The sequence below is a fragment of the Novosphingobium rosa NBRC 15208 genome, assembly GCF_001598555.1.
Classification (GTDB): domain Bacteria; phylum Pseudomonadota; class Alphaproteobacteria; order Sphingomonadales; family Sphingomonadaceae; genus Novosphingobium; species Novosphingobium rosa.
In genome coordinates this window covers 1-25,280 of sequence record NZ_BCZE01000034.1, presented here as the reverse complement: position 1 = coordinate 25,280, position 25,280 = coordinate 1, and the positions used below count along the sequence as shown (strand labels likewise).

17 protein-coding genes are annotated in these 25,280 nt (G+C 59.9%); 10 read left to right on the top strand and 7 right to left on the bottom strand.

What is annotated here, in order from left to right; genetic code table 11:
* Positions 1-49 precede the first annotated feature (49 nt).
* Genes SR3_RS13700 through SR3_RS13690 form a run of 3 tightly spaced genes read right to left on the bottom strand, consistent with a single transcriptional unit; the run spans position 50 to position 3,327 of the window.
* Complete coding sequence (locus SR3_RS13700) at positions 50-853, bottom strand: SDR family NAD(P)-dependent oxidoreductase (protein WP_068086899.1); 804 nt, start codon at positions 851-853, stop codon at positions 50-52.
* 10 nt (positions 854-863) lie between these two features.
* Positions 864-1,994, bottom strand: coding sequence for an amidohydrolase family protein (locus tag SR3_RS13695; protein ID WP_068086897.1), 1,131 nt, complete (start codon positions 1,992-1,994; stop codon positions 864-866).
* A 40-nt stretch (positions 1,995-2,034) separates the two neighbouring features.
* Positions 2,035-3,327, bottom strand: coding sequence for an MFS transporter (locus SR3_RS13690; RefSeq protein ID WP_068086894.1), 1,293 nt, complete (start codon positions 3,325-3,327; stop codon positions 2,035-2,037).
* A gap of 468 nt (positions 3,328-3,795) precedes the next feature.
* Here SR3_RS13690 and SR3_RS13685 point away from each other — a divergent pair, with 468 nt between their 5' ends.
* The 4 genes from SR3_RS13685 to SR3_RS13670 all read left to right on the top strand — a co-directional run bounded on the left by SR3_RS13685 (position 3,796) and on the right by SR3_RS13670 (position 9,311).
* On the top strand, positions 3,796-4,179 hold the full coding sequence (locus SR3_RS13685; protein ID WP_068086889.1) for a carboxymuconolactone decarboxylase family protein: 384 nt from the start codon (positions 3,796-3,798) through the stop codon (positions 4,177-4,179).
* A 47-nt stretch (positions 4,180-4,226) separates the two neighbouring features.
* Entirely contained in the window at positions 4,227-5,264 is a 1,038-nt protein-coding gene (locus tag SR3_RS13680) for an alpha/beta hydrolase (protein WP_084455541.1), read from the top strand.
* Positions 5,265-5,320: 56 nt separating this feature from the next.
* Entirely contained in the window at positions 5,321-6,250 is a 930-nt protein-coding gene (locus tag SR3_RS13675) for an NAD(P)-dependent oxidoreductase (RefSeq protein WP_068086886.1), read from the top strand.
* 466 nt (positions 6,251-6,716) lie between these two features.
* Positions 6,717-9,311, top strand: a complete 2,595-nt coding sequence (locus tag SR3_RS13670) for a TonB-dependent receptor (protein WP_084455540.1) — start codon at positions 6,717-6,719, stop codon at positions 9,309-9,311.
* 91 nt (positions 9,312-9,402) lie between these two features.
* Here SR3_RS13670 and SR3_RS13665 read toward each other — a convergent pair whose 3' ends face one another.
* Entirely contained in the window at positions 9,403-9,792 is a 390-nt protein-coding gene (locus SR3_RS13665; RefSeq protein WP_068086881.1) for a (R)-mandelonitrile lyase, read from the bottom strand.
* 382 nt (positions 9,793-10,174) lie between these two features.
* On the opposite strand from SR3_RS13665, the gene SR3_RS13660 reads away from it, so the two are divergent.
* From SR3_RS13660 to SR3_RS13640, 5 genes are all read left to right on the top strand, one after another.
* Complete coding sequence (locus SR3_RS13660; RefSeq protein WP_084455539.1) at positions 10,175-10,978, top strand: IclR family transcriptional regulator; 804 nt, start codon at positions 10,175-10,177, stop codon at positions 10,976-10,978.
* Positions 10,979-11,491: 513 nt separating this feature from the next.
* Positions 11,492-12,958, top strand: a complete 1,467-nt coding sequence (locus tag SR3_RS13655; protein ID WP_157098842.1) for a serine hydrolase domain-containing protein — start codon at positions 11,492-11,494, stop codon at positions 12,956-12,958.
* A gap of 74 nt (positions 12,959-13,032) precedes the next feature.
* A complete protein-coding gene (locus tag SR3_RS13650; protein ID WP_218018822.1) occupies positions 13,033-14,496 on the top strand; it encodes an MmgE/PrpD family protein in 1,464 nt (487 codons plus the stop codon).
* Between the two features lie 47 nt (positions 14,497-14,543).
* Entirely contained in the window at positions 14,544-15,254 is a 711-nt protein-coding gene (locus SR3_RS13645; RefSeq protein ID WP_068086873.1) for an NRDE family protein, read from the top strand.
* A 61-nt stretch (positions 15,255-15,315) separates the two neighbouring features.
* A complete protein-coding gene (locus SR3_RS13640; RefSeq protein ID WP_068086871.1) occupies positions 15,316-16,953 on the top strand; it encodes a carboxylesterase/lipase family protein in 1,638 nt (545 codons plus the stop codon).
* Positions 16,954-16,969: 16 nt separating this feature from the next.
* On the opposite strand, the gene SR3_RS13635 is transcribed toward SR3_RS13640, so the two are convergent.
* Entirely contained in the window at positions 16,970-18,634 is a 1,665-nt protein-coding gene (locus SR3_RS13635; RefSeq protein WP_084455535.1) for a carboxylesterase/lipase family protein, read from the bottom strand.
* 467 nt (positions 18,635-19,101) lie between these two features.
* Here SR3_RS13635 and SR3_RS13630 point away from each other — a divergent pair, with 467 nt between their 5' ends.
* Complete coding sequence (locus tag SR3_RS13630) at positions 19,102-22,005, top strand: TonB-dependent receptor domain-containing protein (RefSeq protein WP_169805636.1); 2,904 nt, start codon at positions 19,102-19,104, stop codon at positions 22,003-22,005.
* 150 nt (positions 22,006-22,155) lie between these two features.
* Here SR3_RS13630 and SR3_RS13625 read toward each other — a convergent pair whose 3' ends face one another.
* Both SR3_RS13625 and SR3_RS13620 read right to left on the bottom strand, forming a co-directional pair.
* A complete protein-coding gene (locus SR3_RS13625; protein ID WP_084455533.1) occupies positions 22,156-23,712 on the bottom strand; it encodes a carbohydrate porin in 1,557 nt (518 codons plus the stop codon).
* A 766-nt stretch (positions 23,713-24,478) separates the two neighbouring features.
* Entirely contained in the window at positions 24,479-25,156 is a 678-nt protein-coding gene (locus SR3_RS13620; protein ID WP_068086857.1) for a type IV toxin-antitoxin system AbiEi family antitoxin domain-containing protein, read from the bottom strand.
* Positions 25,157-25,280 lie beyond the last annotated feature (124 nt).

Here is a 25,280-nt window from a genome sequence, read left to right as displayed (position 1 = left end):
CCGGTCAACCCGGTCCGGGATACGATATCAGTCGACCGCGGTCAGAGTGTCATGAAGTCCGGGTTTTCGGCAATTGCGACATCAGGTTGCGCCCCAGGCCGCCATCCACGATCAGTTCCGCTCCATTGACATATGAGGACACGGGGCTCGCCAGGTAGAGCACGGCCGAGGTGATGTCTTCCGGCTCGCCGATGCGCTTGCTTGGAACAAGCGCCGCCCTCCCCTCGGTGATGCCGGGCTGATCGTAAGCGGCCTGCGACAGCGGCGTGCGGACAAAGCCGGGGTGAATGATGTTGCTGCGCACCCCGCGCGGCCCCCATTCGACCGCGAGTTGGGTCGACAGCATGGTGACCGCCGCCTTGCTCACGCTATAGGCGCCGCCCAAAGGTATCACTTCCTTGGCGGAGATCGAACCGACATGCACCAGCGTACCATGGCCCGTATCCAACATAGCGCGACCAAAGATCTGGGAACACAAAAAATACCCTGTCAGGTTGATGTCCAGAAGATCATTCCACGCCTGAACCGGAAGGTCGGCTAATCCACCGCGCTGCAACTGTCCGGCGTTGTTGACCAGTATCTCGGGATGTCCTGCCTCGCCCACCACGGCGGCATGGGCGGCCTCCACACTTTCAGCATCGGAAACATCGCATCGCAGAGCCAGGCCCGCTCCTCCTATGGCTGCAATGCCTGCTAACGTCTCCTGCGCAGACGCCTCATCCAGATCCAGAACTGCAACCTGCGCACCCTCATTCGCCAAAGCGAGACATATGGCGCGTCCGATTCCACTTCCTCCACCGGTTACGGCAACCAGCCGGCCAGAGAGCCCCATCGTCATCGGTGAAACTGTCATCAAAAAATCCTTATGGAGAGGCTGACACCGATGGTGTCGCCATGGCCTGATCGCAGCGCAGGGCGATGTCGGGTAAATTATAGGCCTCAGCGGCCGTGCCATAGAACAGAGCACGTCGCTCGGATGCGGAAAGCCCGCGAGCCAGCAGCTTGAGCGCATTCCAGACCGTAGCGTAACTGGCAGTCTGCCCATCGACAGGAAAATTGCTCTCGAACATGCAGCGCTCGGCACCGAAAGCATCGAGGCAAATCGCAAAATTCTCCCGCCAGGCCATGGCGAGTTCGGCGGACCCCGGGGGGCATTCGCGGTGCTCGAAGCCGAAGCCGAACATCGTCATACCCATGCCGCCGACTTTCATCTTTACATTCGGGCGCTGCGCGAGGCGCTTGAGATCGTCGAGCCAAAGCCGCCGTCGTTCCGCGCGCTCAGCGTCATGTTCCAGAACACCGACCGGCCCACCCAGATGATCGACCACAAAACAGACGCCAGGGCAGGCATCCGCCAGCGCCGCGACTTCGCCCAACTGCTCGTCATAGGCCCAGACATCGAAAGCCAGCCCGTAGCGTTCCAGTTTTGCTATGCCATGCTGGAAGCGCGGATCGAGCAGAAGATGTGGTCGGGGAGGCGATACGATGGTGCGCCCAACCGGTCCGCCGGTCACCGCCGTTCGATAGCGGATGCCGCGCAAGCGCTGCTCGCCTGCGGCGACCAGGGCATCGAGGACTGCTTCGAAACGCTCGCCCAGAAGAACATCGGCAAAAGCGACTACCCCGGCCGCAACCTGGCACGGGCCAGTGTCCAGATCGACCGGGATCCTTGTCATGGCGACGATGGTCTCAACTTCCCCCACTGTGCGCAGATCTTCGGGACCATCGGTTCGCCACCCCGCACCATAGGCCTCGATGTAGGCGGTGCCCAGGATGCGATGGCCGCTCCTCAGGTCACGCGCGAGTTCGTCCATCGTGTAATAATTGCGTTTGCCCGCCGTACCATAGACATGGTGATGCGGATCGAAGATCGCCTGTGCGGGATCAAGGATCGTTTCGGCCGCGGCACCGCTCAGCCACGCGGCCAGATCATCTGTGCTGCGCGGAAAACTGCCGACAAATGAGACGGGGCGGGATGCTGGCTCTTGGGTCATATCAGGCTCCGAACAGGCAGCACAGGATCAAAAAACGCGGTCAGAGCGCTCCAGTTTCGACCGGATCATAGCCCCGATTAAGAAAATGGTAGAGCAGCAAGGTGACGGGAAATGCCAGGCCGCTGTAAATGAACATCGGCGCGTAACTGCCGGTCGTGGCAAGCACCCAGCCTGCAAAGCGCGCCATGAACATGCCGCCAAGCGCTCCGGCAAACCCGCCCAGCCCGACAATCGTGCCCTGCGCCCATTTCGGAAAGAGATCGGACGGCATGGCGAACAGATTGGTCGAATAACCCTGCGTACCGAAGGCCGCGAAGCCGAGCAGGAACACCGCGCTCCACAAGGTAGGGGCATATTCAGCAAAGCAGATCGGCATCGCGAAGCAGCAGCAGCCGAGCATCGCCATCTTCCGCGCGAAATTGGCCGACCGCCCTTTGCCCAGCAGCCGGGACGACGCCCATCCCGCCCCGATCGCCCCGAGATCCGCCATCAGATACACAACCACGATCGGCGGCCCGAAATCCTTGAGCTTGACCGCAAACTGGCGCGAAAAGAAATCGGGCAGCCAGAAGATGAACAGCCACCAGATGGGGTCCAGCAGCAACCGCCCGGAGAGATAGGCCCAGGTCTGCCGCAAGCGCAGGATCGCCAGAAACGAGATCGGCTTCTGCCCGATCGGCGGATCACTCTCGATATAGGCCACCTCTGCGGCCGAGGCGCGCGGATGGTCGCGCGGCTTGCGATAAAAGGTCAGCCAGACAACAAGCCAGATGATGTTGAGCCCACCTGTGATCCAGAAGCCCGCACGCCAACCCAGCGCAATCACGATGGCCGGCACCAGCAAGGGGGTGATCACTGCCCCCAGGTGAGCCCCCGCGTTGAAGATGCCGATCGCGAGGGCCCGCTCGCGCTTGGGGAACCATTCGGCGACCGCAGCCAGCGATGCGGGATAGGCTCCGCTTTCCCCCAGCGCCAGCGGTAGCCGCACCAACGCCAGGCCGAAAGTGGTCGTCACCAGTGTCTGCGCCATGTGGCCGACCGTCCAGATCGACATGGCAACCGAATAACCGACCTTGGCACCAACGCGGTCGATAAAACGACCGAATGCGATATAGCCAAAACCGTAAACGGCCTGGAACCAGAAGGCGACATTGGCATAGCCCTGTTCAGTCCAGCCATATTCTTGCTGCAATGACGGCTTGAGGATGGACAGCACAAGGCGGTCGACATAGTTCAGTACCACAGCCGAAAAGAGCAGAACACAAATCGTCCAGCGTATTCGTCCTGCCGGCGAAGCTATAGCCGCAGTCGCGGCGGATTCGGGTCCGCCCATCGCCGCGGTCGCTCCCTCGCCATCCCCAGCAACGTGGCTGTTCTGGTCGACCGGCACTGGGGGGGACAGCCGGGTCATCTCCGAAAGCTCCAAAGAAGGCCGCATCGCACAAGCGCGCCGCCACTCGCCTGCGCCAGAGCGCGCCGCCCTGTTGCCGAAACCTCGGCGCGCGCGCTGATGGCCTCCAGGATTTCAGCGGGGGCGGCGGACAAGGCGAAACCTCTCTTGGCGAACAGACATGTCACTCTCCATGGCGTGCGGTTTTACGAACCGTCGATTGCAATTGCGAATATGTCAGCATTTCAGACCGGGTCAAGCGTGGATCGCCGCCACATCAATAGCGCCTGATATTCCTCGCGCAGCTGTGCCGACAAACCGTACTTGGTGTTTGACAGGCGCTTCTGAAGGAGTACAAATGCGCCATTACGACGTTATGTTCGTATATCAGCATAAAATGGAGAGGAAACGATGACATCATCCCTGATGGAAGTGGGCGAACAGGTCATGCGGGATCTGATGGGCGATGCGTTCATGGTCCGCCGGGCCGAAGCGCGTAACGGCTTCAACGGCGAATTGCAGGACTATGCGGCCGAGGTATGCTTCGGGCGGGTCTGGGCGCGTGACGGCATCGATCGCAAGTTGCGCAGCATTCTGAACATCGCGATGCTCACCGCCCTCAATCGCCCCAACCAGCTGAAGGTTCATGTCGAAGGGGCCCTCAACAACGGCTGCACACCGGAAGAACTGCTGGAAATCCTGCTCCAGACTGCAGTCTATTGCGGCCTGCCCGCAGCGACCGAAGCCATGCGTATTGCCGAAGAGGTCCTCAAGGAGCGTAACCTCGTCAAATAGCCGATCCTCTGCCGGAGAAAACACATTCGCCGATCGAGGACACGACTATGCAAACGATGAAACAGGGCGCCCCCTGGCCACCTGCTACCATGGAGCCGTTGACGATCGCTCATCAGGCCACCTTTTCCGTGGGGGGGACCGTCACGACCCATCCCGGCACTTTCACGACTCACAGTATGGATCCGGCGGGGCAGACTACGCATGGCGATCATGCCTTCATAGCCTGCCAGATCCCCGTGGACGCGCGCCGTCTGCCTTTGGCTTTTCTGCACGGTGACGGCCAATTCGGCAGAACCTGGCAGACAACGGCGGATGGCAGGGAGGGCTTCCAGACTATTTTTCTGCGCCGGCGCCATTCTGTCTATTTGATTGACCAGCCACGCCGGGGGGGCGCGGGGCAATCGACGCTCGCGCCCACACAGCCATTGGTTGCGAAGGACCAGGCCTGGTATGAACAATTCCGGATCGGGCTATGGCCAGAGAGATTTCCCGGCGTGCAGTTCAGCGGCGACCCCGAGGCGCTCGACCAGTATTTCCGCCATATGGTTCCCAACACCGGGCCGTTTGACGTGGATGTCGCCGCCTCCGGCGTTGCGGCGCTGTTCGACAAGATCGGCCCTGGCATCCTCGTCAGCCATTCACAGGGCGGCGGCGTCGGTTGGGCCGCGGTCCTGAAGCAGCCCGAGATCAGGGCGGTGATTTCCTACGAACCGGGAAGCAACTTCATCTTTCCCCGTGGTGAGGCACCGGCCCCAATGCCGAGTTCGGGCGGAGAGCTACATGCGGTCGAGGTCGAGCCCGAGCTGTTTGAGCGTTTCACCCGCATCCCGATCATCATGTATTATGGCGATTATATCCCCGAGCAACCAAGCCCGAACCGCGGCGTCGACCTGTGGCGTGTGCGGCTGGATATGGCCCGCTTGTGGGCAGAGGCGGTCAACCGCCGCGGAGGCGATGTCACCGTAGTCCATCTGCCGTCCATCGGGATCACGGGCAACACGCATTTCCCGTTCTCCGACCTCAACAATGTCGAAATCGCAGATTTGATGTCGGCGTTTCTGGCCGAAAAACATCTGGACCTGTGATCTACGCAAACTGAACACGCGGACCCTGTCCGCCGATACTTCGAAGGACTTTTAACATGAAGGTTGGTTTTATCGGTCTTGGCACGATGGGCAAAGGCATGGCGGCAAACATCCAGCGCGCCGGATACGACCTTGTCGTGAACGACCTGAACAAGACTTCGGCTGAAAGCTTTGTCGAGAAGGGAGCCAGTTGGGCCCAAACCCCTCGTGCTCTGGCCGAGCAATGCGATGTGATCTTCACCTCCCTGCCCACGCCGGTCGATGTCGAGGCCGTCGCGAATGGGCCGGACGGCGTCTCCGACGCGCTCAAGCCTGGCGCAGCATGGTTCGATCTTTCGACCAACTCGGTCGACGGGGTGCGTCAACTGCAGGCTTCCCTGGCGGAAAAGGGCGTGGCGTTTCTGGACGCTCCGGTCAGCGGCGGCCCGCAAGGCGCGGCAAGCGGGAAAATGGCCATCTGGGTCGGCGGTGACAAGGACGCCTTTGATCGCTTTGCCGACGTCCTGTCCTCGATGTCCAATGCGCTGCGTCATATCGGGCCGATCGGTGCCGGTACGATCGCGAAGCTGACACATAATATGGCCAGCGCCGCGCTCAGCTCGCTTATGGCCGAAGTCTTCTCGATGGGGGTCAAGGCCGGCGTCGATCCCCTGCCGCTGTGGGCTGCGATCCGCCAGGGCGCGACCGGTCGCCAACGCACCTTCGAACGCATTGGCGAGCGTTTCTTGGCGCAGCCTTTCGATCACCCCACATTCGCTCTGCGTTTGATCCAGAAGGACGTCAATCTCGCGCTCAAACTCGGCCGCGAGGTCGGCGTTCCCATGAACATGTGCGAGCTTGTCGGGAAGGATCTGCAAGAGGCGATGGATCGGGGCTGGGCCGGGCGCGACGCTCATACCTATATGTTGCTGCAATGGGAGCGCGCTGGCCTTCCCGACCTCACAACAACCGTTCAGGACGTTCGCGAGGTCGAAGCCGAGGGTTGATGGTGCCGGTCCGGTGCCGATCCAAAGCAGGCCGTGGGGGGACCGCCCTGGCGCTCCCCGTGGTTGCGCGCCCACGCCCTCTCCACATCGAGGGTCTTGCCTGTCTTTTACCACCTCTACTGGTGCGCCAGCGCGCGCGGAGATGAAATCTGCCTCGTCCCACAGCTGCCGGACTTGACACCCATGCGCCTCCGGGCAAGTATCGTAAATACGACTCATGGTTCGCATATAAGATCAAAATGAAAGCCTGAGATTTCGGGGGGATCAAATCAGGAAACGTCGCCGCGGTGACACGCAAGCCCGTGTCACCGCCCCGCCTGGTCGAAGTTGGGCAATCACTGCCAGGTGCCGATCTGCACCAGCGGGCAGAAACACAAAACCAACCTGTAGACATCGACGATTTGAAAGCACCCCCGAATAAACTGAATTTAAATAATAAAATATTTCGGTAAAATGGGAGAGTGACATGAAGACAACGACGTCTGACACGCGAAAGCGGCGGGCCGCACTGCTCTGCGCAGCCATGCCCCTGCTGATGGCCAGCCCAGTCATCGCGCAGGAGACTCCTCAAACAAGCGCAAGCACGGCCGCCACCGAAGAAGCAGCGCCTCCAGCGCAAGCACAACCAGCAGCGAAAACGGATGCGGCCGCTCCAGCCTTTGCGGATATCGTGGTGACGGCCCGTCGCAAGCAGGAGAGCGAGCAGCGCGTGCCCATCGCAATCACGGCGATAGGTGCCGCAGCGTTGCAAAAGCAGCAAATCTACGATGCCCGCTCCTTGATGATGCAGGTTCCCGGTTTGCAGCAGGCAACGCGCATTCCGGGCAATCCAGTCCCCTCCCAGCTTACCCGCATTCGCGGCGTTGGCGGTGTGGCAACCTATTTTGACGACGCGCCCTATCCGGCGGCCCAGTACAGCTTCTACGCGCCCTTCTTCGACATCGAGAACGTCCAGGTCCTCAAGGGCCCTCAGGGCACACTTTTCGGCCAGGCAAGCAACGCCGGCGCAATTGTGATCCAGCCCCGGCGCCCAGGCGAAACCTTCGGCGGCTACATCAAGGCGCAGGTCGGCAATTACAACGACCGGGCGATCGAAGGCGCACTCGACATTCCCATCATCAAGGACCACCTGTTCCTGCGTGTCGCCGGCAAGGCTGATTACCGCCAGGGCTGGGCCAAGGACCTTTATACAGGTGCCCGTAACGGCAAGGAAGATTATGACGTCGAACGGGCCACGCTGATCGCGAAGTTGACCGACAATCTCGATAACGAGACGATGGTCCAGCTCGAGCATGTGCGCGACTATGGCCAGATCGTCTGGACTATCAACGATTTCGACTTCCAGGCCCAGAATTCGCAATATGCGCCATCCGTAGCGCTCAACGCCCGTCAGGCTGCTCTGAACGGGATGACGCTGCCGCAATGGAACGCAGCGCGTGACAGATTGCTCGCTCAGCAGGCCCAATTGGGGCCCAACATCTTTCAAGGGTCGTCCATGGGTTGCCCGGCGACGGCCTATTCGGCAGCCACACCGTCAGTCGTGCCGGGACCGGATCTCGCCAATGTCGCGCAAAGCCCTTGTGAGCCCGGCTCATCGGGCTATGCCGCCGATTATGCCGTTATCAACAAAACAACCTGGAGGTTCGCGAACGGCTTTGCACTGAAGAATATCTTCAGCAAGACCTGGGGCTACACCAATGTCTACGCTCAGGATCTCGATGGAACGCGCCTGATCCTTCAGGATAGCAATCCCAAGGGCAACGGCCTGCGCCAAAATCTCCCCGGAACGACATCGGACGAACTTCAGCTGACCGGCAATCTTTTCAAGAACAGGCTTGATTTCGTCGTGGGCGGCTTCTGGTTCCAGCAGAAACAAGGCATTCAGCCCTCCCCCACCTGGGCAATCAATAACGCCAACACCGCCACCAACAGTGCAGCCGAAAACCACACTTATGCGGTCTATGGCCAGGGCAATTTCAAGATCACGGACAAGCTGACCTTCACAGGCGGCCTGCGATACAATCATGACGAGGCCTCGGCGACCAACTGGCTGCTCGATCCCAACACTCTTCAAATCGTTCGCATCACATCGGGCGGTCCGGGGTCCCCGGCAGGTCAGGCATCATGGAGCGCGGTCAGCTATACTGCCGGATTGCAGTATCAGCTCACGCCAAGGACAATGTTGTTTGTCACAAACTCAAAGGGATACAGCTCCGGTGGCCTTCAAAATGTGGCGGGTCTGGAAAAATATAATCCAGATACCCTCAACAACATCGAAGTTGGCATCAAGAGCACAGTACGCCTCAACAGCGATTTCCAACTTCGCACCAATTTGAGCGGATTCTACGGGTTCTACAACGACGTCAAGGTAACCACCGGCTTCTTCGCCCCGATCCCCGGCACTACGGCCACACAGGTTGTGATCGCGACAACCAACGGCGCGACGGCCCGAAACAAAGGCTTCGATTTCGAAACACAGCTGGCCTACAAGAACATCTTCGATCTTCATGGCTGGGTGACTTATGCCAAAAACACCTACACCAAATTCGTCGGTGTGGTGCAGCAAACCGGCCAGATCGCTGATCTCAGCGATTCCCCATTCCCCAACAGTCCCCCCTGGAAATTCGGCATTTCAGGTACGCTGCACGCTCCTGTTGATCGTTCGGCGGTGGGGGATATCAGTCTGACCGCTCAGTACACCTATACTTCCATGTATTGGGTGACCTACGGCAAGCCGCAAACTCCGGCAATTCCAGGTGATCCAGACACGGGCGCGATCTGCCGGGCGCGGCGAACTACGGCCAATGGTTATGGGCCGTTGTCTGCAGATGGGAGCTGGGCTTACAAGGATTGCGCGCCGGCCCTGGACAATCTCAATCTGACGCTGACATGGTCCAATCCCTTCCGCCATCAAGGGCTTGAGGCACAGGTGACTGTTACCAACGTACTCAACAATAAGACTCCGATGGGTATCTCCAGCGGCTATGACACCGCAAACTTCAATGCCGCATTCTCCAACATGCCGCGGTTTATTTACGCGTCGCTCAAATACGCCTTTTGAACGGAAGACCCCCTCGAGCCCTTTGGCTCGAGGGGGTGTCCATGGTCGCTGGCCCGGCCTGAGCCACGCCGCCTGACAGGTGGAATGCCGATCAGCTGCTGTAATCGACGTCCGAGACCTTCTCCATCCAGGTCACAGCCGCTCCATCGAGTTTCTCGGCAATTGCGACGTGGCTCATCGCGCAATCGGGCGCAGCCCCATGCCAATGCCGCTCGTTCGGTTCGAAGAAGACAATGTCTCCGGCACGTACCTCCTCGACAGGGCCGCCGTCGCGTTGCACCCGGCCAAAACCAGAGACCACCAGCAACGTCTGCCCCAGCGGGTGCGTATGCCAATCGGTCCTGGCACCAGGCTCAAAGGTCACCGTGCCCGCGCTCAGCCCCCCACTTCCAGCAAAGCGCCCGTCAACGCGCGCATTGCCCGTGAAATTGTCGGGCGATGCCTGTTGCGATGCCTGCGATCCGACGCGGATGATATCCATAGCTGATCCTCTTGCTTCCTGACTTGTTGCGGCGCACTGTTTTGCGCCTTGCGAAGCGAGCCGGGCTCAAATCGATCGTATGAGCACTGGCCCTGATATCATCAACCTGCGGCCAAAAGCGTGGCATGCTGGTCGAAGACAATTTTTAGTCGCCTGTGCGACCCGATCATCGTATATACGAACTGACAACCCTTTGCAAAGACGATCATCGGCCGCTCACTGCGGTTCCTGAAAGAAAATGCGAGCGTCTCCCAGCGCGCGTCGGCGGCATGAAAGCTTGACCACGCTGAAAGGGACAGTCAGGTAAGCACGTCGAGGCCATACCGTACCGGCCCATGATAACGTTGACTGGCTGGGTGACGGGCTGGAAAGGAAACATGAAATGAGCCGTGATGCCGACGAGGCAACCGCGAATGACGACGACTTCGAATCGTCCAAGGCGGGGAAGAATTATCAAAATCATCGAACCGTCGACCGCGTCACGCAGATTCTCGAGGAAGTGGTCTACAATCCTGGCATGACGCTCACGCAGATCGTGCGGGCCTGTGACGCGGCAAAAAGCTCGATCTACGGTTTCGTGAACGGCCTGCTGGCCAATGGCTGGTTGTATGAAGAAGATCACCGCTATTTCCTTGGACCAGCGATCTACGCCCTGACTCTTGCGAGCGGGCACATCCGGGCGGGCCTCGTCACGCATGCGGACCTTCTGGAACTTCATAATGCAACCGGACTAACGGTGTTTCTGGGTGTGCAGGCTGGCGATCATCTGATCTATCTGGACGAGGCCGGAAGCGATACGATCGACAATTTCGAAGCTCGCTCGGATATCCGACGCCCGTTGCTCGCCACAGCGGGCGGAAAAGCGTTGCTGGCAAGCCGTCCCCGAAACGAGATCGAGGCCTTCCTGAAGCGTCGTACCCCACAGGATGCCAGCAGCGTCGACGCTTTCCTGACCGAGTACGACGAAATCCGACGCACGGGCATTGCCACCAATGTACGCCGCCGAGGTTCTCAGCTCGCGATTGCCCAAGTTATCGATAGCAAATCGAGAGGTGCGCTGGCTGCAATCACGCTGGTCGGGTCCCGCCAGATCGCCGAGCCCAAGCTGGCAGAAATCAGCGCTCTGTTAAGCCAGCATATCCAATCATGGGTAGACCGCCGGGCCCCCACGCGCGAAGCTATTTAGCCTCACACAGGGTCGTGCCGGCACATCGCAGACAAACTGGGCATGCTTTTCTGCCTCTCTGCTATAGGCCCGGGCCGGTGCGGCCCGGGCCTCCCGCCTTGCTAGATTTGCGGGGTTGCGGGGATTTCTCCGGCATAGAATGACGGGCGGCGGGGCGGGGCCGTCGTACCTGCTATTTGCTATGGCCAGTCGTGGCCGGTTTGCATTGACCGGAAATCCTTCACCCCCGACGCATCGGCTTCGCGCTCGATCTCCCAAAACAGCTCACCAACGCGCTTGACGCCCTAGCGTGCGGCGACTAATCATCGCATATACGACCGATCGTTTCCAAATACGTCCTCCGCCACTGTTGATATTTTCGACTGGCACGGATCAACACGCCTCACAGTTTGGACGGCATGCCTGATCCTCCGAGGATAACGCTCAATACGAAGCGAAACAGTCGTGGCGGAAGGAATCGCCAACCGGACAAAGCGCCGGCCTTTTCCTTCGTCGGTGGAGAGGAAATGCCTGGTGACGACCAAGAATGGATATCCGTCCGTGAACGCGGTTAAGCTGTCTCTCGCGTTTTGCGTGGGAGGCGTGATCGCGGTCACAGGAATAGAGGGTTCACCCGCCCGCGCTGCTCGTGCACCGGCAACGCCGAGCCATGCCGCAGCCCAGGCAGCGGGCTTGCGGGCACTTCATCTTTGCAGCGGCTATTTCAACACCCAAGCTCCCCGCACCCTGACTGATGCGACAGTCGCAGCCGATGCCCCGGAGCCTGCAAGCGACGCTCCGACCCCAGTCGTCGATGAAACCGCCCATAAAGTCAGCGTGCCTTTCGCATCGGGACTGCCGCCCCGTCAGGCAGTGTCTCGTCCAGGCGCGGGCTGCACGCTTTTGCCGATCGGTGCGGATGGTTCGCTGGGCGCGCCACTGGCAGACCTGTCCTTGAGCGCTCCAGACCTGGATCACATGGCGTGGCCACAAGGTGACGTGGGCGCTGCTTCACCCCTGCCCCAGCCACGCAAAGCAGCCATTGATCGCCTGTTGGCTCAGGTTTTCGCGAATGAGCAAGGTGCCTATGGGGGACAGAGCTGGGGCATTGTCGTTGTCAGCAAGGGCAAGATCGTCGCCGAGGACTATCGCCTGGGATACGGCCCGCACATCGCCGCGCGCACAAACTCAATGTGCAAGAGTCTGGGGGCCACTGTTGTGGGGGTGGGCGTCCGCAAGGGCTTGCTGAACCTTGCCAGCAAAGCCCCCCTGAAGGAATGGCAGATGCCCGGCGATCCACGAGGGTCGATCACTTTGGACAACCTGCTCCATATGTCGAGCGGGCTCTACAGCGACGGAGCGCAAGACCCACAGACCGAGATTTACCAGTCCGGCGCAGCGATTTCGGAGATCGCCGCGCTCAACATGATGGACTCCGCGCCCGGCCAGCGCTTTGTCTACGCCGGGACTGACAACAATCTCGCCACGCGCGCCTTGCGTCAGGCCATCGGCAATGACGATACCTTCGCCCGCTTCCCCTATCAGGAACTTCTGTGGAAGATCGGCATGACGCGCACCATCGTGGAAGCCGATTGGAAGGGCGATCTCATCACCTCGGGCCAATGCTGGAGCACCGCCCGTGATTTTGCCCGGCTTGGACTTCTCTATCTGGCAGATGGCGTCTGGAACGGGCAGCAATTGCTTCCGGCAGAATGGAGCCATTACGTCCGCACCCCGGCGCCCGCCCAGCCTGTCAAGCCGAGCATTGGCGGCGAAGCAGGTTACGGTGCTCAGTTCTGGCTCTTTGGCGGCATCGAGGCGCTCCCTGCCGACAGTTTCGCTGCCTTTGGCGCGCGCGGCCAATATGCCGTGATCGTGCCATCACACGATCTGGTTGTGGTGCGACGCGGATTTGATCGGCAGTCAGATTTCAAAATCCAGCGCTTCGTCGCAGACATCATCGCGGCACTGGACAATCAAAAGGCGAGGTTGGTGCAATGACTCGACAGAAAAACGAACTGCCCCCTGCCATCCCGCATCGTCTGGACAGGCGATCCGCGCTCAAGGGCGCTGGCTTGGCGCTTTCCGCATCGCTGGTTCCGGCAGTGTCCGCAGCTCAGCCCAACACCCAGGCTGCACCGGCTTTACCCCAATCCAGCACCAGCAATGCCGAGCGTTTAATCGGCGGCCGGACGCTGACCGCCATCGTCGCAAGCTACGCGTCGCAGAGCCGAGCCGAGGCGATCCCTCCAGCGGTGCGTGAGCGTGCGAAAAAGGTGATCTTTGACGAAATGGCCTGTGCCTGTTTCGGCCGCCGCAGCCCCGCCGGAGAGATGACCGCGCGCTATGCCGCCATGTACCATTCAGCGGGCGAGACGCGGATTTATGGCACGGACTTGCGCGCGCCCCTGCCCTATGCGGCGCTGGCCAACGGGACGGCCGGCCACGGTTTCGAGGTCGATGGAGCCCATGTCATCGGCGGGCATCCGGGCGCATCGATCGTCCATGCCGCAACGGCTACGGCAGAACTCCATAAGTCCTCCGGCGCGGATCTCATCAACGCGGTCGTGCTGGGCTATGACATCGGAGTCAGGATGGTGGAGGCCTGCGGCGGGCTTTTCGCCATGATCGACCGGCGCCATCTGCAAAGCGATTTTCTCTTTTCGCTTGGCTGCTGCGCCGCCTCCGGCAGGCTGATGGGCCTTTCTGCGGAGCAGCAAGCCCATGCCTGGGCGCTCACCACATTTCAGGCCAACGGGCTCAACGCCTTGTTTGCCGAAAAACACCACATCAGCAAATCCTTCTGCAACGGCCAATATGCCTTCGGCGGCGTCAGTGGTGCGCTGCTGGCGTCGATCGGCATGGAGGGCAATGAGGACATTATCGGCGCCAAGGACGGCGTGCTGGATGCCTGGGGCGATGGCCAGCACGATGCCGCCGTTACTGCTGGATTGGGCCAAGCGTTCAAGATCATGGGAGCCAACTTCAAGTTCTTCAACGCGGGCTATCCGATCCATGCCGCCATCGAAGCTGCGATGGGCGCCATCACCCGGGACCACATCCCCACCGATACGATCGCCTCAATCCATGTCGGCATGCCGCGCGCCGCGCTGGCGGTGGTCGACAACCGGGCCATGCACAACATTTGCGTACAGGACATGGTAGCGGCCAACATCGCCGCTGGCGGCCTCAAGCTGGCAGACGAACCCTTCCCGGCGATGCTGAGCAATCCGACCTATGTCAGGCTGCGTGCCGCGATCACGGCGGGTGTCGATCCCGACCTGCAGCGCGATGCCCCCGAAGGGCGTGGTGCACGTGTCACCATCGTCACGCGTGACGGCAAGCAACATGCGCTTCGCGTGGACAATCCGCGTGGACACAGCCTGCGAGGAGAAATCAGCTGGAACGATCTGGCGGACAAATGGCGCGGCTCCCTGCCTCATTGCGATGTTGATGCGACGATCCGCATCGCATCAAGCCTGGAGACACTGCCTCAAGCCGAGACGCTGTTCGCGGCCTTCGGCACCGCCCGTGTCTGATCGCGGTGCATGATCATCAACGCAAATCCTATGCCGGTGTGCGCGCAATGTGCGTGATAGCGATTGCCCATCGCGCGCATCCCGCTTGGCGACTCGTCGTGGCAGCGAACCGTGACGAGTTGCATGCCCGCCCCAGCGATCCGCTGGCGCATTGGCCCGATCGCGACATCATTGCCGGTCGCGATCGTGAAGCGGGCGGTAGCTGGCTGGCGATCTCGCCAGCCGGCCGATTGGCGGCGGTGACGAATCTACGCGAACCCGTGGAGGTGGGGCGGGACTTCGCATCACGCGGGAACCTGGTGGTGGACATTGCTGCGGATAGCGGATTGTATCGTGACCCGACGCTGCAGCAGATCGGCGCTTTCAAGCCTTTCTATGCGGTTGCCATCACATCTGCGGGCATGTCGCTTCTGTCCAGCGGGCCGCCTTCGCGCGAAAGGATGGAGTCGGGAGTTCACGTCCTTTCCAATACCCGCCGGGATAGGCCTCTGCCCAAGACCGAGAAATTGGCGACAGCAATCAGGAAAGAACTGGTCGCCGCAGATGATCTGGTGGACAATCTGATGGCCGCGCTGGCGGACGAAAGCAGCGAGGATGGCCAAACGAACTCGGGCATTTTCGTGCGCGATCCGCGATACGGCACGCGATGCAGCACTGTCATCACGATCGATGCGGACGGCAAGGGCCTGGTCGTGGAGCGTCGGTTCGATGCTGCGGGTAACGTATCAGGCAACACGGCGATCAAGTTCAACTGGTGAATGTAAGCACCTGAAGCCCCGCCCCCGGCCTTGCCGGAGCAAATGGAACTGGAATCATGCCATGACCGAGCACACGCATAGCCTGCCTTTTGCATGTCATCCGGTGATCGGGCGCCGAACCGTGATCGCTGGCCTGCTTGCCTCCACGCTCTCCGGCGGCGCCACGGCCGCAGGCAATACGCACCTCATTGTTGAGACCGCTCTGGGCCACGTTCGGGGCAGCCGCGAACAGGGCGTTAGCCTGTTTGCCGGAATTCCTTACGCGGCATCGACCGCTGGCCCCAATCGGTTCCTGCCCCCCCAACCGGCGGCACCATGGCATGGGCTACGCGATTGCCAGACATTCGGCAATTCGGCGCCTCAATTGCCCAATGCCGCGCCCGAGCGCGCGGCGTTCGCCCAACTCGAAACCATAAGCGAGGACTGCCTCAGCTTGAACATCTACACGCCCGCTGCCTCATCAACGGCCCGGTTGCCGGTGATGGTCTGGCTGCATGGCGGGGCATGGCGCGTGGGGGCTGGTTCGGCGCCTGGCCTGCGCGGAATACGGCTGGCGCGCGAAGGCGACGTCGTGTTGGTGACGATCAACCATCGCCTCGACGTCATGGGCTTTCTGCAGATCGACGATGGCGACCCGCGCTTTGCCGATGCTGGAAACACCGGCCTGCTGGACATGATCGCCGCCCTGCGGTGGGTGCGGGACAGCATTGCCAACTTTGGCGGTGACGAGAACAATGTGACGATCTTCGGCCAGTCCGGCGGCGCGGCCAAGGTTGCCACGCTGCTGGCGGCGCCCGCCGCCAAGGGTTTGTTCCACAAAGCCATCGCCATGAGCGGCAGCGGCTGCCTGCGCGTCTCAGGCCCCGATGAGGCGGCAATGCTGGCCCATGGTGTCGCCAAGCGGCTGAACCTTTCCCGGCTTAGCGGTACAGCGCTGCAGGCCATGCCGCTGTCACAGATCGTCGCAGCCTCTGCCGGACGCCACCGGCCCGTGATCGATAGCAGGACTTTACACCGTCATCCCTTCGATCCGGACGCTCCGGGTACCGCAAAACATGTTCCGCTCATGATCGGCAATGTCGTCGATGAAACCAGGATCGTGATCGCCGCCGCCTCCCCGGCAAATTTCGATCTTTCCCAGGACGACGTCATCGCGCGCATGTCGCGGTTTTTTCAACTGCCACACGACAACACTGCCCTCATCTACCAGGCCTATCAGAAGAGTTATCCCGGTGACAGACCGGGTGATCTGATGGCAGCGATCACGAGCGATTACAGCTATGTTCGAAACACCAGATACATGGCTGACCTGCAATCGAAACAGGCCGATGTCTTCAGCTATATGTTCATGCGCCGCACGCCGGTGCTGGGCGGGTTGCTGCGTTCACCGCATGAATGCGATGTGCCTTTTGTCTTTGGCACGACGCGGGCCGCCGTGGGCATGGTGGGGAGCGCCCCCGACATCGAACCGTTGACCCGGATCATGATCCGGACCTGGAGCAGCTTTGCTCGCAATGGGAACCCGAAGAACGCCCTGATTCCGGAATGGCGCGCACATGAAGCAGGTGACCTGGCCAGCATGATGCTCGACCGGGTCAGCCATTACGGGGCGATCCCCGGCCCTATGGCGCGCCAGACGCTGAACATGCTGCCACCCTATGATTACGGCATGCCCGCCAGCTACACGCGTGGATCATAGAGCACAGTGTTCCCGCTCAGCTGATACCGTGAACCAGCGGGCCGTTGGTGACATCCCAGGTCGACTGGGGATTGAGCTGGTCGCACAATTGGCGGCGTTCGGCAAAGCGATCATGGGCAATGTCGGCACGGGCGTCGATCACCATGCTGACACGGGAAGCCTGATCATAGGGAGCCCACGTCGGCAGACTGGAATCCATAGGCTGTCCATGGGTCGCGAAAGCGACATAGGCGCGCATGAGATTGCGTGACGCGTCCAGCGCCGTCTGCCCCCCGCCCGCCGCATAGCGGCTGGCTGCAAGATTGCCGAAAGCGAAGGGAACATCCACCGCATGGGGCCCGCCCCATATTCCCCCTTCGATCGACGAGCGCCAGGCAAAGTCCGCCAGATAGACCGGTTGCGCCCCGGCCTTGGCTCGCATCTCGGTGACCTGCTGCATGGGCACGCGCATCAGGGCATCGCTGGCGATACTCACCAGCAGATCCCATGGCGACTGACCGGCCCCACTGGCCTGATAGGCCGCGATCACCTCGCGGGCTTTGGGCTCCTCGATGCGATATTGCGCCTTGACCCGCGCCAACAGATTCTCGGCGCTGATCTGAAGGTTGCTGCGATTGCTCAGCAGCCAGGGCGTAGCCTCGGTCGCGGTGCAACTCATGATGCCGGGCACCGCCGACTGGAGCATGATACCACGCGCGGACAAAGCCTCGACCGCAATATGCCGCCCATCGATCACAGGCCGTGCCTGATCCGCTTTTAGATTGGCCAGGGCCTTCACATGGGCAGCGTACAATTGCTCTGCGCCGATCTGCTGCAGTTTGCGCGCATCGGCCTTGGGCAGCGCGAGAACTTTCAGCAGTTCATCGGATACGCGCTCGGTCGCGCCGGGCGGGAGCAGATGAAAGGCGCCCGACCCGCTCATGTTGATCGTGTTGCGATAGAGGCCCGATGCCTCGGGCATCAGCGCCAGAGCGACGATCTTGGCGCCGCCACCCGATTCCCCGAAAATTGTTACACGCGCGGGGTCGCCGCCGAAGGCCTCGATGTTGTCGCGCACCCAGCCCAGTGCCGCCGCAAGATCGAGTTGCCCCACATTGCCGGAATCGGCGAATTCAGGCCCAAGATAGGACAGGTTGGCATAGCCGAAGATGTTGAGTCGGTGATTGACAGTGACGACAACCACATCGCCGAAGCGGGCAAGATTACTCCCCTCGACCGATGGCGCATCACCCGATCCACTGCTGTAACCGCCGCCATGAATATAGACCATGACGGGACGCCGATGGTGGTCAATACGGGGTGTGTAGACATTGAGGACGCAGCAATTCTCGCTATAATGCGGCTGCTGAGCATTGGCCGGCTCGGCAAAGGGCCCGCCGCTCTCGCGCCGGGCTTGCGGGCACCGGTCGCCATAGGCGAAGGCATCGCGCACGCCTGACCAGTTGGCGGGCGGCAACGGCCCCATGAAACGGTTGGTTCCGCTGGTGTCGGCCGCATAAGCGATCCCCTTGAAGGCCAGAACACCATCCCCCTGAAGGCCGCGCAACCTGCCCTGGCGTGTTTCAACGACCGTCGCATTGCCAGTACTTCCCCGTGTCGCTGCGATGAGAGCTGGCGCAGCAATGACAGTTGCGGTGCCTGCCACGAACTTACGACGGCTCAATTCTGCACGTTCAATCATGTCCCGCTCCCAATCGCGTCCAACTAATTATTTTTCTTAGTTTTTATATATAGATGGCAGTTTTGGGCGGATCACTTCACGGCTTCGCCCTCGGCAAGCTGTCAGGATTTTCCACGCCCAGTCTATTCTTATATGCGCACCACATGGCGCTTTAGCGCACTTAAGGCTGAAATTTGGACCGGGTCAAGAGGTCGGGAAACATAGTTTGGTCACCCGGAATTCGCTATCGAGGAGCGGAATCGTCGCCACACAGCGCCCCCTGCATATGCAGTCCAACGCGGCTGCAAAAATTAATGTTCTTATTTGAGCCCCATAGGTTGAGGCCAGAACCTCAACCAGATTTTTCGATTGACTTCGGCCAACCGAGTCATAAAGTCGCATTAACGACCATTAGTTCTTATTTACGAACTGACGGCAAAACAGGATCACCGCCAACAGGCTGGGATCATGGGGTGAGGATTATCGACATGCTTTCTTCTTCTGGCCCGGAGGGGCTGTGGGGTCGCCACACACGCAAGCGCTTCGTTGCCCGCTTGCTTCTCACCAGCGCAAGCTTTGCCCTAAGCATCCCGACAGCCATTGCGGGCACCGCAGATGATCCCCAACCTCAAGCATCGCAGCCAGAAACGACCGCACCCACCACGGTCGAGCCCAAGGAGCTGGTGGTGACCGGTTCCCGTGTGGTTCGAGACGGCTACAAGGCGCCCACGCCTCTGTCAGTCATCGGCGCCGACCAGCTTGCCAACAACGCAAATTCCAACATCGCGCAATATGTCACCAACCTCCCCGCCTTCTCGGGATCGGGCAGCCCACGCTCGAATACGACAACGGGCGCCAATGGTGCAGCCGGCATCAACTCTTTGAACCTCCGATCGCTGGGCGCGAACCGCACGCTGGTCCTGCTTGACGGGCGTCGTGTCACGCCCGCCTTGACCACCGGCGTTGTCGATGTCGATGCAATTCCGCAAGCGCTGATCTCACGGGTGGATGTGGTCACCGGCGGCGCATCGGCGACTTATGGATCGGACGCAGTTGCTGGCGTGGTGAATTTCGTCCTCGATCACACGCTCAAAGGCATCAGAGCAGAGGTTTCGGGCGGCGCAACCAGCTATGGCGACGGGCAGAACTACAAGGTCAGCCTTGCCGGAGGTGGAAGCTTCGCTGACGATCGCGGCCATTTCCTGATCGCTGGAGAGCATGTCTATGACTACGGCATTGGCGCCGGCCGACGCGACTGGACTTTACAGGGACGCCAGTTGCTTGCCAATCCCGCCTATACCGCAACCAACGGTCAGCCCCAGCGCCTGATTTACGACAATGTCGGCTATATGACTGCCACGCCGGGCGGCATCATTTTCGCAGGACCGCTCCGGGGTACGGCCTTCGGGCCGGGGGGAAACCCCTACCAGCTCAATTATGGGGACATCCAGGCCGACCCCTTCATGCGCGGCGGGGGCTGGCAGGCGAATGATCTGCGGCATACCAATGCGATTTCCCCGATCGAAAGCCGTCAGATGGCCTTCGCCAGAGCGACCTTCGACGTCTCCCGGGCCCTCAATCTCACCGCACAATTCTCCTTCGTCCGCGCCAAGACGCAGGCCGATCTGACCACGGCCTATATGATCGGCACGAGCGGTCCCAGGGTCCAGCTCGACAATGCCTATCTGCCCGCCAGCATCAGAGCCCAGATGATCGGCGCCGGGCTCAGTTCGATCCAGATCGGAACGCTCAATCAGGATCTGGGTGTGACCTATCAGGTCACGGATCGACAGACATATTCCTACACGCTGGGAGCCAACGGCATCTTCAGGATGCTGGGCACGGACTGGCATTGGGACTCATATGCCCAATATGGTCAGAGCAACAATCTGGTCACCTTCCCGAACAACATCTCGCGCAGCCATTACACGCTTGCGGCAGACGCCGTCGTCAATCCGGCCACCGGATCCATCGTCTGCCGTTCGACGCTGACGTCGCCGGGTAATGGCTGCTCGCCTTACAATGTGTTTGGTACCGGCGTGAACGATACCAACGGGGCCGCCGCCCAGTATATTCGATCCGCGAGCCGTTCCAATCTGGAAATCGACCAGACAGTCGTCGCAGCATCACTGACGGGCGAGCCGGTCAAGACCTGGGCAGGCCCGGTTTCCCTGGCGTTTTCGGGGGAGTATCGCCGTGATCACGCCCATGGCGTCGTTGATGCCGACTCCCTTGCGGTCAATCATATCTACGCCAACTACAGCCCGATTGACGGCTCCACCAACGTCAAGGAAGGCGCAGTCGAAATCGTCATCCCGCTGGCAAAGCATTACAGCTGGGCGGATTCCTGGGATCTGAACGGCGCCGCGCGCTATACCAGCTATAGCCTGGCCGGCAATGTCGTGACATGGAAAATCGGCACGACCTTTTCCCCGACACGTGACTTCACCTTGCGGGTCACTCGCTCGCGCGACATTCGGGCACCCAACCTTCAGGAAACCTTCCTGCCGGCTTCGACGGCGCGCCAATCGATCTTCGACCCCTTCACCAACACCACACCCGCTTTTGACCAGACGACCACCGGCAACCGCAATCTGAAGCCGGAACGCGCGGACACTTTTGGCCTCGGCGGTGTCTTCACTCCGCATTTCATCCCGGGCCTGAGCGCATCGGTCGATTACTGGAGCATCAACGTCAAAGACGAAATTTCGATCATCGCATCGGGTGACGAATTGCAGCTTTGCTATGACGGGTCCCGTCCCGAACTTTGCAACAACATTACGCGCGTCAACGGTGTCGTTACGCAGGTGATCAGCCAGAACATCAACATCGCTGGTCAGAAGGTGCGCGGCCTTGATTTTGAGGCAAGCTACCGCCGCGATCTCGGCTTCCTGGGCCTTCCTGGGCGCATCGACCTGCATGCCAATTTTACGAAATATCTGCAGGATACGATCAGCACGGGCATCAGCGCGCCCATCGATTATGTCGGTGAGAACAGCGGCACCAACCCTCCCAGGTGGCGTACCAATGCCACTTTGGGTTATCAGTTGAACGGCCTGCATACCAGCTTGACCCTTCGCGGATTCAGTTCCGGCACGCAGTTCGCCAACTACATCCAGTGCACCTCGGCTTGCCCGGCCAGCACCACGCTGCACCCCACCATCAACAACAATTATCTCCCTGGCCGAATGTATCTCGATTTCGCAATCAGCTACGACTTTACGGCCGGTCGCCTCAAAGGCTTGTCCCTGTTTTTCAATGCCCAGAACATCACCAATCGCGATCCGGGCTTGACCGTCGCGGGCAATGCGTTCGGCAACGGCGCCAACACAGCAGTTCTCTACGATGTTGCGGGCCCTGTCTTGCGTGGTGGGTTCCGACTGAAAATCTGATCACCATAATCATGATATTCGGTCGCAAACGATGGAAAATCCCTTCGGTAGGAATGTTGTCTAACCGAAGGGATCTTTCTTCTCGCAGATTTATCGAAAATCATCATTGAACAGCTTGGCAAGCAACTGCATCCGCGGGATGGAGATTATTCACAGAATGATCGCAAAGCCTCCAAGAAAGTTGATTGCATGCCCTTCGTCAACGAAGTAGCGCGTGCTCGGATGATCGACGTAACTGATACCAAGCGTGGCTGAAAGTCCGTGTGTCAACACGATCTGGTACGAAGCTGTGATCGAGGTGAGCCCCGTCCTGGCCGGATCTTCTCCAAGCGGATTGTTATCGTCGCGCACATCGGGGGATTCATCAATCGGACCATAATAGTCGCGACTGATCTTGTTATGCTGCACCACAAGGGATGCCATGTCATCTGGACGACTCCTTATGAGGCCAAAGCCATAGACCCGCCCTTCGTAATATTGAGTGATAACGTTGTTTTGAGGTTTGGCCCACATCGCGGAAGCGCCAAGGTACAGGCCTCGGCGCGGAGCGGTGCCACTCATCATGATGATCTGGCGGTCGGCCAGCAAAAAGGCGGCCGCATTCGTACTCGTGCGCCCGGTTTTGAAATTCTGATACTGTGACGTGTTGTAAAGCATCCCTCCCCGCAGCCAGCTAAACGGCGTTCCTTCCGACGCCGCCCGCCGCTGCCCGATTTCGACGACATAAAGTGCTTTCGCCCCCTTTTCGTTGAAATGCCAGCCCGAGGGATTTTTGATCGAATCGTCGTAGATCGCGTTGCCGGTCGGGCTGATGCTCCGCTGAACACCGAACATCGTGTAAATGGATCGGGGGAAATTGGCCTTGATCCAGGCCGTGGGTGCGATCGCGGTGGCCCCCGCCATACCCAGTTCGGAGGTAATGGAGGAACTGGGACCGAAAGGATTGGTCAATTGCCCTCCGACAGATGTCCCCACGAATGTCGTCGTGTTGGACATATAACCAGCTGAAAATTCGATCTTGCGACGGAATAAGCTCTGGTAATATGCCAGCCTGAACAACTTGGCCGCGCCTGTGGGCAAAAAGCTGTCCATCGTGCTGTATGTCGTGTTGTATCCAAACTGGAACTGACCATCCGGGATACCGTATTGCTGCAGATCATAGGTGAGCTGCAGATTTCCCGTATGATACACACTTCCCACCTGCCCCCAATAGCGCTGTTGGCCGGAAGGGTCATGACGGGGTACATTGAGCATGTTGATCGACGAGGCGCCGATATCGTAGAAAACGGCGCCAATCCCAGCTTTAGCGAGGGTTGAGCGCCACCCGCCTACATCCTGGTCCAGCGTCCCGGCATAGGAAAAGAAGGGAGCATTCCATCCGCGCAAGCCCAACTGACGGTCAAGTTCCCGAAGGTGGCCCTCACTATCCTTTGCATGATTTCCATCGGATAGTGCAGAAAAATCCGGTGCGCGATCTGACGGAGTCGCGGGCGTGGTCTGGGCTCGTGTCGGCTCAGACTGCGCGGTCGTCGAGGATGCCAGGACCTCCTGACTTTGCCTCGCTTCCTGATCGACGCCCGCCTGTTGAGCAGAGAGTGTTCCATCTGTGGTTGCTTGGGCATGAGCCATGTTACAGGCCATGGACAAGGTCGCCGCAGTAGCAGTCCATTGGATTGCCAAACGTAATACTGGAACCGGGAGTTGCATGGTGTTCCTCACCGCTTCGGATTTCGCGAACACAGACCATCAATCAGGCCAATTGCACATGCGACGCACATGACAATTGAACCGGCGGAAGCCAGTGCTTAAACGAACATCCGTTAAAAAGAGAAATTGATTATTTCGACAACATTTCGACATCGGATGAATTGTGATTTCCCATCCCATGCGAGATTTTTGAATTACCCGAAATCTTAACCCGGTTCTAAGCGAGAAAATGACTTCTCATTACCACGTATGGCGCATTCATCGTTCTTCCGTGAAAACCCATCTGTCATCCTCTCGGTTTTTATCGATTTTTGAGACCATCGCACGCAAGCCAATGGGTGACAAGATGGATATGCGCACCATTGAGCGCATATACGGAACGTTTGGCTTGGGATTTCTGGCCTAGACTCGAGGGGTGTTGTTTAGCGCCGCTGTTCTAGCGTCAGGACTCACCGATCATAGCCAGAAGAGCACGGTTGCAGCCGAAGCGAGGGCAGAGAAGAACACCGTCGGGCAGACGCGCCATCTGCTCCTCCATTGAGCAATACAGGAAGGTCATGCTTAGCTGGCCCGAGCGCGATTGCTGGCGGGCATGGGCACCTGGAGCGCGGCCTTTTTATGTCGGCCAGTTTGCCAGCCCTCTGATGGTGACGGACGCCAGTCTGGCAACAGGTGGCCTCGGCGGGGCCTTGGCGGCGCTTGGCGCGAGGTCGGCGATCTGCACGCTGGTTGCTTTCCACTTTCACCTTCGCAACCTGAAGAATAATCACCCGGGCAAAAGTGCAGCATTCTGTGAAGGCATCACGTGCTCCCGCAGCGCTGACAGGAATGCCTCGACCGCCTTGTGTTTGTGCACGACCTGAAGGTCGGCGAAATCTTTGCGCTTCAAGGCCATCAACAGGCTTTCATCAATGCGCATGCCGCTGATCATCCATTCGATGCCGCTCCACGCCTCCTTGCGCAAGGCGACAAGGTCGAGGAGTGCCCGCAGCGGCTTGGCGATCAGGCAGGTCGAGGCACCCAGCTTGATCCGCTCGACGCTGGTCAGAAGCCGGTATTCCTGGAGAGCCAGCGGATGGAAGGTAAAAAACCCGTGGTCTGGCGTGTCGAAACTGAGCGTCTTGCGACCGGGCGTCACGCTGGCGGTGGTAAAGACGGCTTCTGGAATCCAGCCATGATAGGACAGGGCAGTTTCGAAGGAGACATAACTGCCGGGATGGAGGCTTTGCGCCACGGCGAATGGATGAAGCGGTTCCTTGCGATATCGGCTGTTGAGGACATAAACTCCCCGCTTGAGGCGGCGCAACGAGCCGTCCTTGAGGGCCCGGTTGACCAGGCCGTAACGCCGCGCGTCCCTTCCGCCGAGCACGTCGCGCAGTTCGTTCTCGCCGAAGACGCGATCGGCCAGTCCAGCGTGTGTGACGGAGTCGGTCAGGCGCGGCATTAATTCTAGATACTTCCAGATTTTGGAAGTATCTAGAATTTATAGGTCGCGGCGACGCAAGGGAATTTGCGCCAAAAGCCGAACCACCGTTGACGAAAAAGAAGGTCACCTCCACCTTTCGCCG